The organism is Streptomyces sp. NPDC048419, from assembly GCF_043200415.1.
Classification (GTDB): Bacteria; Actinomycetota; Actinomycetes; order Streptomycetales; family Streptomycetaceae; genus Streptomyces.
The window spans coordinates 1-15965 of record NZ_JBICXT010000018.1; the positions used below are offsets into that span (position 1 = coordinate 1).

The following is a 15965-nucleotide window of genomic DNA, read 5'->3' on the forward strand; positions in this document are numbered from 1 at the left end:
AAGGGCGTCGTGCCGAACGCGCTGGCCACGGCCAACAACGCGGCCGGCAACCGGGTCGTCCCTGACATCTCGGCGATCGCCGACCCCAACACCGGTTTCAAGGTCGGCCAGACGCAGACCTTCCCGGACGGGACGGAGCAGTACAGCGAGTACCGCATCGGCGGCACCTCGCTCGCCGCTCCGGTGATCGCGGCCGTACAGGCTCTGGCCCAGGAGGCGCGCGGCGGCAAGGCGATCGGTTTCGCCAACCCGACGATCTACTCCAAGTACGGCTCGAAGCTGTACCACGACGTCACGGACAACCCGGTGGGCTACGGCCTGGCGGTCGCCCGTGTCGACTTCGTGAACGGCGTCGACGCGTCGGGCGGTCTGTCGACCTCGGTCCGCTCCCTCGGCAAGGACAGCTCGCTGTCCGCCGTGAAGGGCTACGACGACGTCACCGGCGTGGGCACGCCCGCGAACGGCTACGTCGACTCGTACAAGGGTCACTGAGGCACCGCCGGCGACGGCAGCCTGAGGGGGCGCGGGGTGGTTCCACCCCGCGCCCCTTCGCCGTGCCCGGGCCGGCCCCACCCCCGCACCGCGGATTGCGTCGCTCTGACGATTACACTGGGACGCGTGCCTGAACTGAACTTCTGGTCGATCTATCAGCATGGCTTCGCACGCGTCGCCGCGTGCACGGGCCACACCGTCATCGCGGACCCGCCGGCCAACGCGCGGGCGGTCCTGCGCCACGCGCGCCGCTGCTCCGAGGAGGGCGTCGCCGTCGCGGTCTTCCCCGAGCTGGTGCTGTGCGGCTATTCGATCGAGGACCTGCTGCTCCAGGACGCGCTGCTCGACCAGGTCGAGACGGCGCTCCAGGAAGTGGTCACCGGGTCGGCCGAGTTGCTGCCGGTACTGGTCGTCGGCGCCCCGCTGCGCCACCGCAACCGGATCTACAACTGCGCGGTGGTCGTGCACCGCGGCCGCGTCCTCGGCGTCGTGCCCAAGTCGTACCCGCCCTACTACCGCGAGTTCTACGAGCGCCGGCAGATCGGCGACGGCGCCGACGAGCGCGGCGGCTCGATCCGGGTCGGCGGCGAGAGCGTGCCGTTCGGCGTGGACCTGCTCTTCGCGGCCGAGGACGTCCCGGATCTCGTGCTGCACGCCGAGATCTGCGAGGACATGTGGGTGCCGGTGCCGCCCAGCGCGGAGGCCGCGCTCGCCGGTGCGACCGTCCTGGTCAACCTCTCCGGCAGCCCGATCACGGTCGGGCGGGCCGAGGACCGCAAGCTGCTGTGCCGCTCGGCGTCCTCCCGCTGCCTGGCCGCGTACGTCTACGCGGCGGCCGGCCTCGGCGAGTCGACCACCGACCTGTCCTGGGACGGCCAGGCCATGGTGTACGAGAACGGCGTGCTGCTGGCGGAGACCGAGCGCTTCCCGCTCGGCGACGAGTACGCGGTGGCGGACGTGGACCTGGACCTGCTGCGGCAGGAGCGGATGCGGATGGGCACGTTCGACGACAACCGCCGTACGCACAAGGCGCGCACCGACGACTTCCGCACGGTCTCCTTCGAGCTCGCCCCGCCCCTCACCGACCTGGGGCTGAGCCGCCGCCTGGAGCGCTTCCCGTTCGTGCCGGCCGACGCCGACCGGCTCGCCCTGGACTGCTACGAGGCGTACAACATCCAGGTCGAGGGCCTTCAGCAGCGGCTCGGGGCGATCGGCGGCCCGAAGGTCGTCATCGGGGTCTCCGGCGGTCTGGACTCCACGCACGCGCTGATCGTCGCCGCGCGCGCGATGGACCGCGCGGGCCGCCCGCGCAGCGACATCCTGGCCTGGACCCTGCCCGGCTTCGCCACCAGCGACCACACCATGGACAACGCCCACAAGCTGATGAACTCGCTCGGCGTCACCGCCGCCGAACTGGACATCACGCCCACCGCGCGGCTGATGCTGCGGGAGATGGGCCACCCGTTCGCCTCCGGCGAGCCGGTGTACGACGTCACCTTCGAGAACGTGCAGGCGGGGCTGCGCACCGACTACCTGTTCCGGCTCGCCAACCAGCGCGGCGGCATCGTGCTCGGCACCGGTGACCTCTCGGAGCTGGCGCTCGGCTGGTCCACGTACGGCGTGGGCGACCAGATGAGCCACTACAACGTCAACGGCGGCGTGCCGAAGACGCTGATCCAGCATCTGATCCGCTGGGTCATCAGCAGCGGGCAGTTCGACGAGGAGACCGGCAAGACGCTCGCCGCGATCCTCGACACCGAGATCAGCCCGGAGCTGGTGCCGGGCGAGGAGATGCAGTCGACGGAGTCGAAGATCGGCCCGTATGCGCTGCACGACTTCACGCTCTTCCATGTGCTGCGGTACGGGTTCCGGCCGTCGAAGATCGCGTTCCTGGCGTGGCACGCCTGGCACGACGCGGAGGGCGGCGAGTGGCCGCCGGGCTTCCCGGACGCGAAGCGGGTCGCGTACGACCTCGCGGAGATTCGGCGGTGGCTGGAGGTGTTCTGCCGACGGTTCTTCGCGTTCGCGCAGTTCAAGCGGTCGGCGATGCCGAATGGGCCGAAGGTTTCGGCCGGGGGGTCGTTGTCACCGCGGGGTGACTGGCGGGCGCCGTCGGATGGTTCGGCCGCGGCCTGGCTGGCGGACCTCGCCCGTTTCGACGACTAGTTCGGTGCGGGCGGGGGGGGGTGCGCGGCCCTGGGGACGGGCGGCCCTGGGGACGGGCGGCCCTGGGGACGGGCGGCCCTGAAAATGCCTCGTCCTCAAACGCCGGACGGGCTGGATGACCGCTGCGGCACGTGGGAGGCGACCACGCGTTCCCATCCGGGCTCGGATACGGCGTGCCGGCGGTCCACCGCATACGCGACCCCCGCGACCCCCAGTCCCAGCACCGCCAGTGCCGCGCCCGTCAGTGCCGGGGACGTGACGCCGAAGCCGGCCGCCAGGGCCAGGCCGCCGATCCAGGCTCCACCGGCGTTCGCGAGGTTGAAGGCGGCCTGGTTGGCGGAGGACGCCAGGGACGGGGCCGCGGCGGCCTTCTCCATGACCATCAGCTGCAGGGGCGAGCCGGTGATGAAGGCGGCGGCGCCGAGCAGGATCACGGCCAGGGCCGCGGTCCACGGTGCCGACATCAGCAGCGGGAACAGGGCCAGTACGGCGGTCAGGGCCAGCAGGCCGCCGAAGAGCGTGCCGCGCAGGGAGTGGTCGGCGAGGCGGCCGCCCGCCAGGTTGCCGATCGTCGCGCCGACGCCGAACAGGGCGAGCAGCATCGTCACGCTGGTCTCGGCGTAGCCGGCGGCGTCCGTGAGCATCGGCGTGATGTAGCTGTAGGCGGCGAACAGCGCGCCGAACCCGGCGACCGTGGTGCCCAGGGCCAGCCAGACGGGCAGGGAGCGCAGCGCGGCCAGCTCGCCGCGCAGGCCTCCGGCGGGGGCGGGCGTGTGGTCGTGCGGGATCAGCAGCGCGAGGGCGGCGATGGCCGCGAGGCCGATCGCGCCGACGCCGAGGAAGGTGGCCCGCCAGCCCAGGTGCTGGCCCATGAGCGTGGCGACGGGGACGCCGGCGATGTTGGCGACGGTGAGTCCGAGGAACATCAGCGACACGGAGCGCGCCTTGCGCTCCGGCGCCACCATGGTGGTCGCGACGACGGCGCCCACGCCGAAGAAGGCGCCGTGCGGCAGTCCGCTCAGGAAGCGGGCGGCCAGCAGCGAGTCGGGGCCGGGGGCGAAGGCGGACAGGGTGTTGCCCACCACGAACAGGGCCATCAGGCCGATGAGGACCGTGCGGCGGGACATCCGGGAGGTGACCGCGGCCAGCAGCGGGGCGCCGATGACGACGCCCAGCGCGTACGCCGAGACCAGGTGTCCCGCGGCGGGGATCGAGATGTGCAGGTCGTCCGCGACGTCGGGCAGCAGTCCCATCATCACGAACTCGGTCGTGCCGATACCGAAAGCGCCGACGGCCAGGGCGAGCAGGGCCAGGGGCATGAAAGAGCCTGTTCCTTTCGAGGAGCAGAGGTACGTGTGTTCCACAGTCTAAGTTCAGTTGCGGAACAAACCCTGCCAGGCTCAGAATTCCCAGGGGTTAAGAGCTGGTGTCCAGGTTCACACGAGCCGCGATCGGAAGGTGGTCGCTGCCGGTCGCGGGCAGCGTCCACGAGCTCACCGGGTCGACGCCCTGGACCAGGATCTGGTCGATCCGCGCCATTGGGAACGAGGCCGGCCAGCTGAACCCGAAGCCGCTGCCCGCCGCGCCCTGAGTGGAGCGCATCTGCGCGGTCACCCCGTTCAGGGAGCGGTCGTTCATGGTGCCGTTGAGGTCGCCGAGCAGCACCTTGCGCTTCAGCGGCTCGTCGGCGATCGCCTCGCCCAGCGCGTCGGCGCTCGTGTCGCGCTGACGGGCGGTGAACCCGGCCTCCAGCTTGACGCGGACGGACGGGAGGTGGGCGACGTAGAACGCGACCTGTCCCTCGGGGGTGGCGATCGTGGCGCGCATGGCCCGCGTCCAGCCCAGCTTGATGTCGACGGCCTTGACGCCGGTCATCGGGTACTTGCTCCACAGCCCGAGGGTGCCCTGCACCGAGTGGTACGTGTACGTCGAGGCCAGCGCCCGCTCGTAGACCGGGACCACCGACGCCTTCAGCTCCTCCAGGGCCACCACGTCCGCGCCGGAGGCGGCCACGTCGCGGGCCGTGCCCGAGGGGTCGGGGTTGTCGGCGTTGACGTTGTGCGTGGCGACGGTGAGGTCACCGCCGCCGCCGGTCTTGTCGGTGAGCAGGCCGCCGAAGAGGTTCAGCCACACGGCCACCGGCACGACCAGGGCGATCAGCGCGGTGGCCGACTTGCGCACCAGCCCGATCAGCAGCAGCACCGGGACCAGCAGGCCGAGCCAGGGCAGGAAGGTCTCGGTGAGACTGCCCAGGTTGCCGATCCTGTTGGGGATGCGCGCGTGCAGCAGCATCACGAGAGCGAGGAGCACGGCGACCGCCGCGGTCACGACGCCGCGGCGCCAGATTCTCGGATCGCCCCGCCAGCCGGAGAACAGACGGTGCAGCAGACGGCGGAAGCGGTCACCCCGGCGCTCGGGCCCCGAGCCGCCGTTGTCGGTCTCCGTCATGTACGCCTGCTGCGCCATACCGCGTCGCCTCACTGCCTGCCATGCCCACCGTCCGTCCCCCGTGTCTACGACCCTAGGGGATGTTCGGCTTCGATCTCGCCGTCCCGTGACGGCCGTACGGGCAGTGGGACGAACAAGTCGGGGCGGTGAGTTCCGAATTCGCGGACGGAAAGCGTGCTCTGTGACGGAACGCGCACATACCGGCCGGCCGGGCGGGCGGGTTGGCAACAGGCCCTAGCTGACGGGCCGTAGACCTTCGAGCAGGGTGTCGACGATCTGTTCCGAGAGGCCCTCGGGGAGGTCCGCGTCCGGGCGCATGACGCTGCGCAGCAGCATCGGGCCGACGACGACGTCGTTGAGCAACTCGACGTCGACGTCGGCCCGGATCTCGCCGTTCGCCTGCCCCCGCCGCAGCACCTCGACCTGGAGCCGGCGGCGCGGTTCGATGACGGCGGCCTGATATGCCCGCCAGATCCTCGGGCTGCTCTTCATCTGGGCGAAGACGTTGTGCAGCAGCGCCGAGGACCGGGTCATCACTCCGCGCCGGCGCAACTGCTCCAGCATCGCCACCAGGTCGTCGCGCATCGAGGTGCCGGGCAACTCCGGGTCCGGCGGCTCGGCGGCGCGGATGACGTCGACGAAGAGCTCCTCCTTGCCGTTCCACCGGCGGTAGATGGTGGCCTTGCCGACTCCCGCGGTGCGGGCGATGCGCTCGATGGAGAGCTCGGCCAGCGGCACGCCGTCCTCCAGGAGCTTCATCACGCCCTCGACGATGGCACGCTCGACGGCCTCACTGCGGGGGCGGCCCCTGGTGGGCGCCCCGGGATCGGCTTGGCTGTCGGCGAGGCTCACGTCACTGCGTCCCTTCGGTGTGCTGGTCCGATTCTCCCTTGGGTACGGCACCCCCGAGCAGCCGGGAAGGAGTCATTCCGCCGCGGCCACCAACTCCTGCTGCTCCTCGCCCTTCTGAGGGGCCGCCGGCTTGCCGGGCAGGAAGAGGAAGACCACGAGCGCGCCGAGCAGCGCGACGCCCGTGCCGCACAGGGCGGTGACGTGCATGGCGTGCAGGAAGGCGTCGTTGGCCGGGGTGATCAGGCCCTTGCCCTGCGGGCCGAGCTTCGCGGCGACGCCGAGCGTGGCCTCGATGGACTCGCCCGCGGTCTCCCTGAGGCCCTTCGGGAGAAGGTTGAGCTTGTCCTCGATGCCGTTGCGGTACGCCGCGGACAACACCGAACCGAGCACGGCGATGCCGAGCGCGCCGCCGACCTGGCGGAAGGTGTTGCTGAGCGCGGAGGCGGAGCCGGCCTTCTCGCGGGGCAGCGCCTGCATGATGACCACGCTGGTCGGGGTCATGACGTGCGCCATGCCGGCGCCCATGAGGAAGAAGACGACCTCCAGGACCCAGATCGGCGTGTCCGCCTCGAAGCCCGCGAAGGCGGCGAGCATGGCGGCGAGCAGCAGCAAGCCGGCCCCGGTGGTGGCCTTGTTGCCGAACCGGTCGACGACCAGCCGGGCCCGCGGCGCGAAGATCATCTGTGCGGCGGCCAGCGGCAGCATCAGCAGACCGGACTGCAGCGGCGAGTAGCCACGCACGCTCTGGGTGTAGAAGACGGAGAAGAAGGTCACACCCATCAGCGCGAAGAAGACCAGCGCTATGGCGGCCATGGCGGCCGAGAAGACCTTGTTCTTGAAGTACGTGACGTCCAGGGACGGGTGGTCGCTGCGCTTCTCGAACACCACGAACAGGGCGAGCACCAGGGCGCCGGCGCCGATGGTCGACAGCACCGTCGGGTCCGTGAAGTCGGCGAGCTGGCCGCCCTTGATGATGCCGTAGACGAGCAGGACGAGGCCGACGACGGACAGGACCACGCCGATCGGGTCGACCCGGCCGGGCCTGGGGTCGCGGGAGTCCGGCACCAGCCAGACCATCAGCGCGAGCGCGAGGAGCACGATCGGCACGTTGATCAGGAAGACCGAGCCCCACCAGAAGTGGTCCAGGAGCAGACCGCCGGTGATCGGGCCGATGGCGATCGCGAGGCCGACGCCGCCGGCCCAGATGCCGATGGCCTTGGGCTGCTCGTCGCGCTCGAAGACGTTCATGAGGACGGCGAGGGTGGCCGGCATGACGAAGGCGGCGCCGAGCGCCATCAGCGCGCGGAAGGCGATGAGCTGGGTCGGCGAGCCCGACTCGGCGGCCAGCGCGGAGCCGATGCCGAACACGACGAGTCCGCCGAGCAGCACCTTCTTGCGGCCCACCCGGTCACCGATGAGGCCCGCGGTGAAGAGCAGGCCCGCGAAGACGAGCGTGTAGGCGTTGATCGCCCACTCCAGCTCGCTCTGCGTGGCGCCGAGGCCGGTCGGGGCCGGGGTGGAGATCGTCTTGATCGCGACGTTCAGGATCGAGTTGTCGAGCACCACGATCAGCAGGCTCAGCATCAGCACACCGAGGATCGCCCAGCGGCGCCGGTGCACCTCTTCCGGGATCCGGCCGGCAGTGGCAGGTGGAGTGGTCATGGGTCACAGCCTAGATAATTAAGATACGAGACCGTGCCGTATCGAAATTATTTTACTCAGCCCTTACGCAGGCCGTCCGCCGCACGTTTCATGCGTGACGTAGGTCCCCTTGGCTCGGTCCGGCACGAGGTGCCACCATGGACGTGATCCGGGGACGCCGTCAGGGCGCCTCGAGATGACTGAAGGAGCCGTTGTCATGACGCAGCTCTCGGCTGCCCAGCCTGCGCAGAACAAGCCCTCCGACGGCAGCAAGTCGCTGTACGGAGGCAAGAGCACGCGCCGCATCACCGTGCGCGACATCGCCCTCGCCAAGGAGCGCGGCGAGAAGTGGCCCATGCTCACCGCCTACGACGCGATGACCGCGTCCGTGTTCGACGACGCCGGCATCCCGGTCCTCCTCGTGGGCGACTCGGCGGGCAACTGCCACCTCGGGTACGAGACGACCGTGCCCGTCACCATGGACGAGATGACCATGCTGTCGGCCGCGGTGGTGCGCGGCACGCAGCGCGCCCTGATCGTCGGCGACCTGCCGTTCGGCTCCTACCAGGAGGGCCCGGTGCAGGCGCTGCGCTCGGCGACCCGGCTGGTCAAGGACGCCGGTGTCGGCGCGGTCAAGCTGGAGGGCGGCGAGCGTTCGCACGAGCAGATCCGGCTCCTGGTGGAGTCCGGCATCCCGGTCATGGCCCACATCGGCCTGACCCCGCAGTCCGTCAACGCCATGGGCTACCGCGTCCAGGGCCGCGGCGAGGAGGCCGCCCAGCAGCTGCTGCGCGACGCGAAGGCCGTGCAGGACGCGGGCGCGTTCGCGGTCGTACTGGAGCTGGTCCCGGCGGAGCTGGCGGCCGAGGTGACGCGGGTGCTGCACATCCCGACGGTCGGCATCGGCGCGGGTCCCGACACCGACGCGCAGGTCCTCGTCTGGACCGACATGCTCGGCCTGACCCAGGGCCGGGTGCCGAAGTTCGTCAAGAAGTACGCCGACCTGCGTGAGGTCATGGGCAACGCCGTCAAGGCGTACGCCGAGGACGTCGTCGGCGGGACCTTCCCGGCGGAGGAGAACTCCGTCCACTGAGCCACTGCGGCACCAAGGCAGCCCGCCGATCGTCCCCCGTCGGCGGGCTGCTTCTTTGCCTGTCGGCGATCCGTAGGCACTCGTCACGCGCATGTCGGTGGCCTGTCGGTCGTTTGTCGGTGGGGCCTGGCACCGTTCTGGTCATGACGCGAATCGACAACAACGCCAGTGGCGGCGGCATGGCCGTCACCGTGCGGGGGATGGTCAAGCACTACGGCGAGACCAAGGCGCTGGACGGCGTCGACCTGGACGTGCGCGAGGGCACCGTGATGGGTGTGCTCGGGCCGAACGGGGCCGGCAAGACCACCCTCGTGCGGATCCTGTCCACTCTGCTGAGCCCGACCTCGGGCGAGGCGACCGTCGCGGGGTACGACGTCCTGCGGCAGCCGCGGCAGCTGCGCCGGGTGATAGGACTCACCGGGCAGTACGCCTCGGTCGACGAGAAGCTCCCCGGCTGGGAGAACCTGTACATGATCGGGCGGCTGCTCGACCTGCCGCGCAAGGACGCCCGCGCCCGTGCCGACGAGCTGCTGGAGCGGTTCTCGCTCACTGACGCCGCCAAGCGGCCCGCGAGCACCTACTCCGGCGGTATGCGGCGCCGGCTGGACCTTGCCGCCTCGATGATCGGGCGCCCCGAGGTGCTCTTCCTCGACGAGCCCACCACCGGGCTCGACCCGCGCACCCGCAACGAGGTGTGGGACGAGGTCAAGGCGATGGTCGGCGAGGGCGTGACCGTCCTGCTGACCACCCAGTACATGGAGGAGGCCGAGCAGCTCGCCTCCGAGCTGACCGTGGTGGACCGCGGGAAGGTCATCGCGGGCGGCGCCATCGACGCGCTGAAGGCCAAGGTCGGCGGACGGACGCTGCGGGTGCGGCCCGCCGACCGGCTGCAGCTGGAGCCGCTCGCCGGCGCCCTGGACGAACTCGGCATCACCGGACTCGCCACCACGACCGTCGACCCCCAGAGCGGCACCGTGCTCGTGCCGATCCTCAGCGACGAGCAGCTGACCGCCGTGGTCAGCATGGTCATGGCGCGCGGTATCACCATCAGCTCCATCACCACCGAACTGCCCAGCCTGGACGAGGTGTTCCTGTCCCTCACCGGCCACCGCGCCAGTGCCCCGCAGGACGCCGTTCCCACCGAGACCCGCGAGGAGGTCGCCGTATGAGCGCCGCAACCGCCACCGCTCCGGCCGCCGTCGCCGACGCCCGTATCTCCCTGCGCGGGCACCTGCGCCACACCGGCGCCCTGGTCCGCCGCAACCTGCTGTGGATCAAGCAGGACCCCGAGTCGATGTTCGACGCGGTCCTGATGCCCGTCGTCTTCACCCTGCTGTTCGTGTACGTCTTCGGCGGCTCGATCGGCCAGGCGCTGGGCGGCGGTCAGGACGGGTACGTGCAGTACGTCATCCCGGGCATGATCGCGATGATGAGCATGACGCTGTCGCAGGGCGTCGGCACCGGCTTCAGCCAGGACTTCAACTCCGGTGTCATGGACCGCTTCCGGTCCCTGCCGATCGGCCGCGGCTCGGTGCTGTTCGCGAAGATCTCGGTCGAGCTGGTGCGGATGCTGTTCGCGACCACCGTGCTGATGATCGTCGCCGTGCTGGTCGGGTTCGACATCGACCACTGGGGCGGTCTGTTCGCGGCCGTCGGCCTGTCCGCGGTGTTCGCCTCCTCGATCATGTGGGTGTTCCTCACCCTGGGCGTGGTCCTGAAGAACGCGCAGTCCGTGCAGGCGATGGGCTTCCTGGTGCTGTTCCCGCTGCAGTTCGGCTCGTCGATCTTCGCGCCGACGAAGTCGATGCCGGGCTGGCTGCAGGCCTTCACCGACTACAACCCGCTGTCCACGCTCGCCGACGCGGCCCGCGGACTGATGGTGGGCGGCCCGGTCGCGCACGACCTGTGGGTGACCCTGGGCTGGTCGGTGGCGATCACCGCGGTGGCGGCGCCGTACGCGATCCACAAGTTCCGTACCAAGAGCTGACGTTCACGCTCGCGTCAGACCAGGGCGGTGGCCTCCTCCGTGGAGAGGCCGCCGCCCTCCGCGTACGCGGCCTCGTACGCCTCGTCGTCCAGGGCCGCGCGGGTGTCCGCCACGGCGTGTTCGCGTGTCTCGCGCTCCAGGTACGAGGGGACGTGGCCGGGCGGCAGGAACTGCTCCGCGGCACCGAGGCAGCGGGCGGCGTCGCGGGCGCGGCTGCCGCCGTCCAGTCCGGCGAGGGCGATCGCCGCGACCGTCAGGTAGGTGGAGCGCATGGACGGGGCGATGGCCTCGGAGAGCGGGTCGCCGGCCCGCGCGAGCGCCTGCCGGACCTTGACCAAGGCCTCCTCGTAGCGCCCGTCGGCACTGTCCAGCCAGGCCTCCATGCCGAGGATGAACGCGTCGAAGACGACGAAGTGCGCGATCTTGAACTGCTCGCGCAGCAGCCGGATCTCCTCGCGTGCCTGTGGGATCCGGCCGGTCATGCCGTAGCGGCCGGCGAGGAACAGCCGGGCGGCGGGCATCGCCTCGTTGCCCGCGCCGTCGTGCTGGGCGATCACCTCGAGCAGCAGCCGCTCGCCGCGCCCGGTCTCGCCGGCCTCCAGCAGTGCGGCGCCGAGGCGGGCGGTGAGCACGGCCACCTGGGCGCGGGCGCCGAGGCGCTCGGCGTGCTCGATCGCGGAGGTGTAGTCGGCGGCGGCCGCCTGCCACCTGCCCCGCTTCTCGTTCGCCTCGCCGCGCGCGGAGAGCGCCTCGGCCGTGCCCCACAGGTCGCCGATCCGGCGGTAGATCTCCAGCGCCTCGTCGGCGTCACGGATCGCGTCGCCCGCCCAGTCGCTGCGGTTGGCGAGCAGGTTGGCACGCATGTGCAGACTGGCGGCGAGCTCCCACTCGTACCCGGGCGTGGTCCGGCAGGTGCGGACGGTGGCCTCGATCAGCTCGCGCAGCTTCTTCATGTCGCCCGTGAGCATGACGGCGAAGAACCACAGGGAGCCGGGGCTGCGGCAGGTCTGCGGCAGGCCCGGGGTGTAGGTCTCGGCGATGACGCGCAGCTTCGCCTTCGCCTGCGGGGACTGCCAGGCCTCCAACTCGGTGTCCATGCAGGCGAGATGGACGAGGTGCAGGCCGCGCCGCGCCTCGTCGAGCAGGTCGCCGCCCCAGGGCGGCGGGGTGTCCGTGCAGCGCTCCCACACCGGGACGGCGGGGCGGACGGGCCCGGCGAAGGGGTCGGGGCCCAGGCCCTGGACCTCACGGGACCAGTTGCGGGCCTCGATGCGCAGGTCACGCATCTGCCAGTACCAGCCCAGCGACAGCACCAGGCAGAGCGCCTCCTGCTCGTCGCGCTCGGCGACGGCGTGGCGCAGCGCGGTGCGCAGGTTCTCGTATTCGCGCTCCAGCAGGCCGATGGCCCCGCGCTGGTCGGGGCCGCGCAGCAACGGGTCGGTGCGGCGGGCGAGTTCGCGGTAGTACGTGCGGTGGGCGATCCCGGCCTCGGCCTGTCCGCCCGCCTGGGCCAGACGTTCGCCCGCGTACTCGCCGACGGTCTCCAGGAGCCGGTAGCGCATCTCGCCGTCGCCCGAAGGGGCGGCCACGACAAGGGACTTGTCGACGAGCGAGCCCAGAGCCTCCAGGGCCGCGGGGCCGCAGACGGCCTCGGCGGCGGCGAGGTCGCAGCCGCCGGCGAACACCGACATGCGGCGCAGCACGTCCCGTTCGTCCTCGTCGAGCAGGTCCCAGGACCAGTCGACGACCGCGCGCAGGGTCTGCTGGCGGGGCAGGACCGTACGGCTGCCGGAGGTGAGGAGGCGGAAGCGGTCGTCGAGCCGGTCGGCGATCTGGCGCGGCGTGAGCATCCGCAGCCGGGCGGCGGCGAGCTCGATGGCGAGCGGCAGTCCGTCCAGGCGCCGGCAGATCTCGGCGCACGCCTCGGGGTCCTCCTCGACGCGGAAGGAAGGCCGGGCGGCGCCGCCCCGGTCGGCGAGCAGCCGCAGGGCCACCGGTTCGGGCAGCGGTTCCACGGGGCGCAGCAACTCCCCCGGTACGCCGAGGGGTTCACGGCTCGTTGCGAGCACCGTCACCCCGGGGCAGCGCTCCAGCAGCTGCTCCACGAGCCGGGCGGCGGCGTCGACGACGTGCTCGCAGTTGTCCAGGACGATCAGCATGCGGCGCCTGCCGCAGTGCTCGGCGAGCCGCTGCAGGGGGTCGTCGTGGCGGTCGCTGCCGGCGGCCCGCATCGCCTCGGCGCCGGCGCCGTACAGCACGGTCTCGCGGGCGCCGAGCGCGGTCAGGACGGCTTCCGGCACGGCCTCCGGGTCGTCCACGGGGGCGAGTTCGGCCAGCCACGCCCCGTCCCGGGCCGCGTCGCGCACGGTCTCGGCGGCCTCCTGCGACAGCCGCGTCTTGCCGGCCCCGCCGGGGCCGAGCAGCGTCACCAGGCGGGCCGCGGCGAGGTCGCCCCGGATGGCATCGATGTCGGCCTCCCGGCCGACGAAGGAGGTCAGACGGGCGCGGAGGTTGCCGGGGCGCGACGCCTCCGGTGGCGCGGGCGCCGGCTGCTCATGGCGCACGGGCGGCGCCTTGGGGCTTCCGCCCAGCAACTCCCCGTGCAGGGCCGCCAGTTCGGGACCGGGATCGGAGCCCAGCCGGTCCGCCAGCAGCAGCCGTACGTCCTCGAAGGCGGCCAGTGCCTCCGCCGTGCGGCCCGCGTCGCGCAGGGCGCGCAGCCGCAGGGCCTGGAGGGGCTCGTCCAGGGGGTGGGTGTCGCACAGGGCGGTCAGTTCCGGCAGGGACTGCTCGCCGTGGCCCAGGGCGAGGGCGGCGCTGTGACGGGCGCGCAGCGCGTCCAGGCGGCGGGTGTCCCAGCGGGCCGCCTCGGCGGCGCGGTCGGGCAGGTCGGCGAGGGCGGGACCGCGCCACAGGCCGAGGGCGTCGTCGAGGACGACGGCGGCCTTGGCGGGGTCGCCGTCGGCGAGCGCGCGCACGCCCTCCCCGGTCAGCCGCTCGAAGCGGTGCAGGTCGACGTCGTCGGGCCGGGCCGCGAGCCGGTAGCCGCCCTCGTCGGAAGCGACGGCGTCCGCGCCGACGGCCCGGCGCAGCCGCCCGACCAGCGCCTGGAGCGCGCCCGGCGCGTCGGCGGGCGGATCGCCGTCCCACACCTCGTCGAGCAGCAGACTCACCGGCACGGTACGGCCGGCCCGCAGGGCGAGCACGGTCAGCAGAGCACGCAACCGCGCCCCGCCGACCTGGACGGGTGTGCCGTCGGGGCGGAGCGCCTGAGTGGTGCCGAGGATGCGATAGCGCACGGGGTCCATTGTCTCCGTAGACGTCGGGGCCGGTCACGGGGTTCGGGCGGGCGGTGCGTCGGCGCGGCCCAAAACGCGTGCCGTCCCCGGTCCCCGGAACAGCAGCCGGAGCCCCGGCTCCTCACCCTTGCACGGAACCCCCGCACCACCGCGAGACGTTTCCCCCGTGCGCCCGGTACCGTCGGGCCGTCCCACCGCGGGACAAGTATCGTCCAGGGAGTCCCATGACCACCGCCACCACCAGCCGCAGCGACCGGAGGGTCAGCCCCGTCTTCCTCGGGATAATGGCCGTCACGGCGGTCACGGGATGGGCCACCTGGACCGGGTTCGCCGCGCAGCCGGGCCTGGCCGTGTTCCTGTTCGTGACGGCGGCCTGGGTCGTCTCGCTGTGCCTGCACGAGTACGCGCACGCGCGCACCGCCCTGCACAGCGGCGACATCACCGTCGGCTCCAAGGGCTATCTCACGCTGAATCCCATGAAGTACACGCATGCGCTGCTGAGCATCGTGCTCCCCGTGATCTTCGTGATCATGGGCGGAATCGGTCTGCCCGGCGGTGCCGTCTTCATCGAGCGGGGCCGGATCCGGGGGCGCTGGCGGCACAGCCTCGTCTCCGCGGCGGGCCCCCTGACGAACGTCCTGTTCGCGGCCGTGTGCACGGCGCCGTTCTGGCTGCACGCCCTGGACGGTGTGCCGAGCGACTTCCGCTACGCCCTCGCGTTCCTCGCCCTGCTCCAGGTCACCGCGGCGATCCTGAACTTCCTGCCGGTGCCGGGCCTGGACGGCTACGGCGTCCTCGAGCCCTGGCTGTCGCCCGGCGTCAAGCGCCAGGTGGAGCCGTTCGCGCCGTTCGGCCTGCTGTTCGTGTTCGCGCTGCTGTGGGTGCCGTCGATCAACGGCGTGTTCTTCGACTTCGTCGACGCGATCCTGCGCGGGCTCGGCGTCAGCGACTGGGACACCTCGTTCGGCTACAGCCTCTACCGCTTCTGGTAGGCGCCCCGGCCGCGCCTGACGTAGTACAGGCACATGTTGCTGGACAGCCCCGCCAGCAGGATCCACACGATCCCCAGCCAGCTGCCCTGTGCGAAGGCGACGACGGCCGCGGCCACGGCGAGGACGAAGACGATCAAGGCATAGACGCCAAGGCGGGGCATGTCGTTCGGCTCCTGTCGGCGGGCTCGGGAGAACGCCGCACGGGTTCGGGGGACACTGCTACGGCCTCCAGTGTCCCCCACGCGCTCACACGTCCGTCACACGGAGTCCGGCGTGCGCCTTGTAGCGGCGGTTCACCGAGATCAGGTTCGCGACCAGGGACTCGACCTGGTGGGCGTTGCGCAGCCGGCCGGCGAAGATGCCGCGCATGCCCGGGATGCGGCCGGCGAGCGCCTGCACGATCTCGACGTCGTCGCGCACCTCGCCGAGCACCATCACGTCGGTGTCGATCTCGGCGATCTCCGGGTCCTGGAGCAGCACGGCCGACAGGTGGTGGAAGGCGGCGGTCACCCGCGAGTCCGGCAGCAGGGCGGCGGCCTGCTCGGCGGCGCTGCCCTCCTCCGGCTTGATCGCGTAGGCGCCCTTCTTGTCGAAGCCGAGCGGGTTGACGCAGTCGACGACGAGCTTGCCGCCGAGCTCCTCGCGCAGCGATTCGAGCGTCTTGCCGTGGCCGTCCCACGGCACGGCCACGATCACGACGTCGCTGCGGCGCGCGCACTCGGCGTTGTCGGCACCCTCGACACCGTGCCCGAGCTCCTCGGCGGCGGCCTGCGCGCGCTCGGCGGCCCGCGAGCCGATGATCACCTTCTGTCCCGCCTTGGCCAGCCGGTAGGCCAGCCCCTTGCCCTGCGGCCCGGTCCCGCCGAGGACGCCGACGACGAGTCCGGAGACGTCGGGAAGGTCCCAGGGGTCCTTGGCGGGGGCCTTCGCAGGGGTCTGTGCAGCACTGTCGGTAGAGGTCATGGGCCGACTTTACGTCCGCCCCGCGCACCCCT

11 protein-coding genes and 2 pseudogenes are annotated in these 15965 nt (G+C 71.7%); 6 read left to right on the forward strand and 7 right to left on the reverse strand.

Features of this window, described 5'->3' with window-relative positions:
* A pseudogene (locus tag ACGFYN_RS31520) lies at positions 1 to 492 on the forward strand (serine protease); the annotation flags it as partial.
* 126 nt (positions 493 to 618) lie between these two features.
* Positions 619 to 2658, forward strand: coding sequence for an NAD(+) synthase (locus tag ACGFYN_RS31525; RefSeq protein ID WP_393869312.1), 2040 nt, complete (start codon positions 619 to 621; stop codon positions 2656 to 2658).
* A gap of 95 nt (positions 2659 to 2753) precedes the next feature.
* On the opposite strand, the gene ACGFYN_RS31530 is transcribed toward ACGFYN_RS31525, so the two are convergent.
* The 4 genes and pseudogenes from ACGFYN_RS31530 to ACGFYN_RS31545 all read right to left on the reverse strand — a co-directional run bounded on the left by ACGFYN_RS31530 (position 2754) and on the right by ACGFYN_RS31545 (position 7620).
* A complete protein-coding gene (locus tag ACGFYN_RS31530) occupies positions 2754 to 3977 on the reverse strand; it encodes an MFS transporter (RefSeq protein ID WP_393869313.1) in 1224 nt (407 codons plus the stop codon).
* A 97-nt stretch (positions 3978 to 4074) separates the two neighbouring features.
* Positions 4075 to 5023 (reverse strand): annotated as a pseudogene (locus tag ACGFYN_RS31535) (endonuclease/exonuclease/phosphatase family protein).
* A gap of 317 nt (positions 5024 to 5340) precedes the next feature.
* Complete coding sequence (locus ACGFYN_RS31540; protein WP_393869314.1) at positions 5341 to 5958, reverse strand: TetR/AcrR family transcriptional regulator; 618 nt, start codon at positions 5956 to 5958, stop codon at positions 5341 to 5343.
* A gap of 72 nt (positions 5959 to 6030) precedes the next feature.
* Positions 6031 to 7620, reverse strand: a complete 1590-nt coding sequence (locus ACGFYN_RS31545) for an MFS transporter (RefSeq protein ID WP_393869315.1) — start codon at positions 7618 to 7620, stop codon at positions 6031 to 6033.
* A 196-nt stretch (positions 7621 to 7816) separates the two neighbouring features.
* Between ACGFYN_RS31545 and panB the strand changes: the two genes are divergently transcribed.
* The 3 genes from panB to ACGFYN_RS31560 all read left to right on the forward strand — a co-directional run bounded on the left by panB (position 7817) and on the right by ACGFYN_RS31560 (position 10679).
* Positions 7817 to 8692: a 3-methyl-2-oxobutanoate hydroxymethyltransferase gene (panB, locus tag ACGFYN_RS31550; RefSeq protein WP_393869316.1), complete on the forward strand. Its 876-nt coding sequence runs from the start codon at positions 7817 to 7819 to the stop codon at positions 8690 to 8692.
* A gap of 143 nt (positions 8693 to 8835) precedes the next feature.
* On the forward strand, positions 8836 to 9861 hold the full coding sequence (locus tag ACGFYN_RS31555) for an ATP-binding cassette domain-containing protein (protein ID WP_393869317.1): 1026 nt from the start codon (positions 8836 to 8838) through the stop codon (positions 9859 to 9861).
* Positions 9858 to 10679 (forward strand): ABC transporter permease, encoded by an 822-nt coding sequence (locus ACGFYN_RS31560; protein WP_393869318.1) that lies wholly within the window; start codon positions 9858 to 9860, stop codon positions 10677 to 10679. Before ACGFYN_RS31555 ends, ACGFYN_RS31560 begins: the two co-directional genes overlap by 4 nt.
* A 14-nt stretch (positions 10680 to 10693) precedes the next feature.
* On the opposite strand, the gene ACGFYN_RS31565 is transcribed toward ACGFYN_RS31560, so the two are convergent.
* Entirely contained in the window at positions 10694 to 13987 is a 3294-nt protein-coding gene (locus ACGFYN_RS31565) for a BTAD domain-containing putative transcriptional regulator (RefSeq protein ID WP_393869319.1), read from the reverse strand.
* Between the two features lie 215 nt (positions 13988 to 14202).
* Between ACGFYN_RS31565 and ACGFYN_RS31570 the strand changes: the two genes are divergently transcribed.
* Complete coding sequence (locus ACGFYN_RS31570) at positions 14203 to 14970, forward strand: site-2 protease family protein (protein ID WP_393869320.1); 768 nt, start codon at positions 14203 to 14205, stop codon at positions 14968 to 14970.
* Here ACGFYN_RS31570 and ACGFYN_RS31575 read toward each other — a convergent pair.
* The gene (locus tag ACGFYN_RS31575) at positions 14955 to 15131 is read right to left on the reverse strand and encodes a hypothetical protein (RefSeq protein WP_393869321.1); all 177 of its coding nucleotides are present in this window, start codon (positions 15129 to 15131) and stop codon (positions 14955 to 14957) included. The genes ACGFYN_RS31570 and ACGFYN_RS31575 overlap by 16 nt on opposite strands.
* 85 nt (positions 15132 to 15216) lie before the next feature.
* Positions 15217 to 15933, reverse strand: a complete 717-nt coding sequence (gene npdG / locus ACGFYN_RS31580) for an NADPH-dependent F420 reductase (RefSeq protein ID WP_393869322.1) — start codon at positions 15931 to 15933, stop codon at positions 15217 to 15219.
* Between the last annotated feature and the right edge of the window lie 32 nt (positions 15934 to 15965).

Excerpts from the sequence above, each read along its gene's own strand:
- ACGFYN_RS31545 (WP_393869315.1), bottom strand. The coding sequence starts at position 7,620 with ATGACCACTCCACCTGCCACTGCCGGCCGGATCCCGGAAGAGGTGCAC.
- ACGFYN_RS31570 (WP_393869320.1), top strand. The coding sequence starts at position 14,203 with ATGACCACCGCCACCACCAGCCGCAGCGACCGGAGGGTCAGCCCCGTC.
- ACGFYN_RS31560 (WP_393869318.1), top strand. The coding sequence starts at position 9,858 with ATGAGCGCCGCAACCGCCACCGCTCCGGCCGCCGTCGCCGACGCCCGT.
- ACGFYN_RS31555 (WP_393869317.1), top strand. The coding sequence starts at position 8,836 with ATGACGCGAATCGACAACAACGCCAGTGGCGGCGGCATGGCCGTCACC.
- ACGFYN_RS31565 (WP_393869319.1), bottom strand. The coding sequence starts at position 13,987 with ATGGACCCCGTGCGCTATCGCATCCTCGGCACCACTCAGGCGCTCCGC.
- ACGFYN_RS31575 (WP_393869321.1), bottom strand. The coding sequence starts at position 15,131 with ATGCCCCGCCTTGGCGTCTATGCCTTGATCGTCTTCGTCCTCGCCGTG.
- panB (WP_393869316.1), top strand. The coding sequence starts at position 7,817 with ATGACGCAGCTCTCGGCTGCCCAGCCTGCGCAGAACAAGCCCTCCGAC.
- ACGFYN_RS31530 (WP_393869313.1), bottom strand. The coding sequence starts at position 3,977 with ATGCCCCTGGCCCTGCTCGCCCTGGCCGTCGGCGCTTTCGGTATCGGC.
- npdG (WP_393869322.1), bottom strand. The coding sequence starts at position 15,933 with ATGACCTCTACCGACAGTGCTGCACAGACCCCTGCGAAGGCCCCCGCC.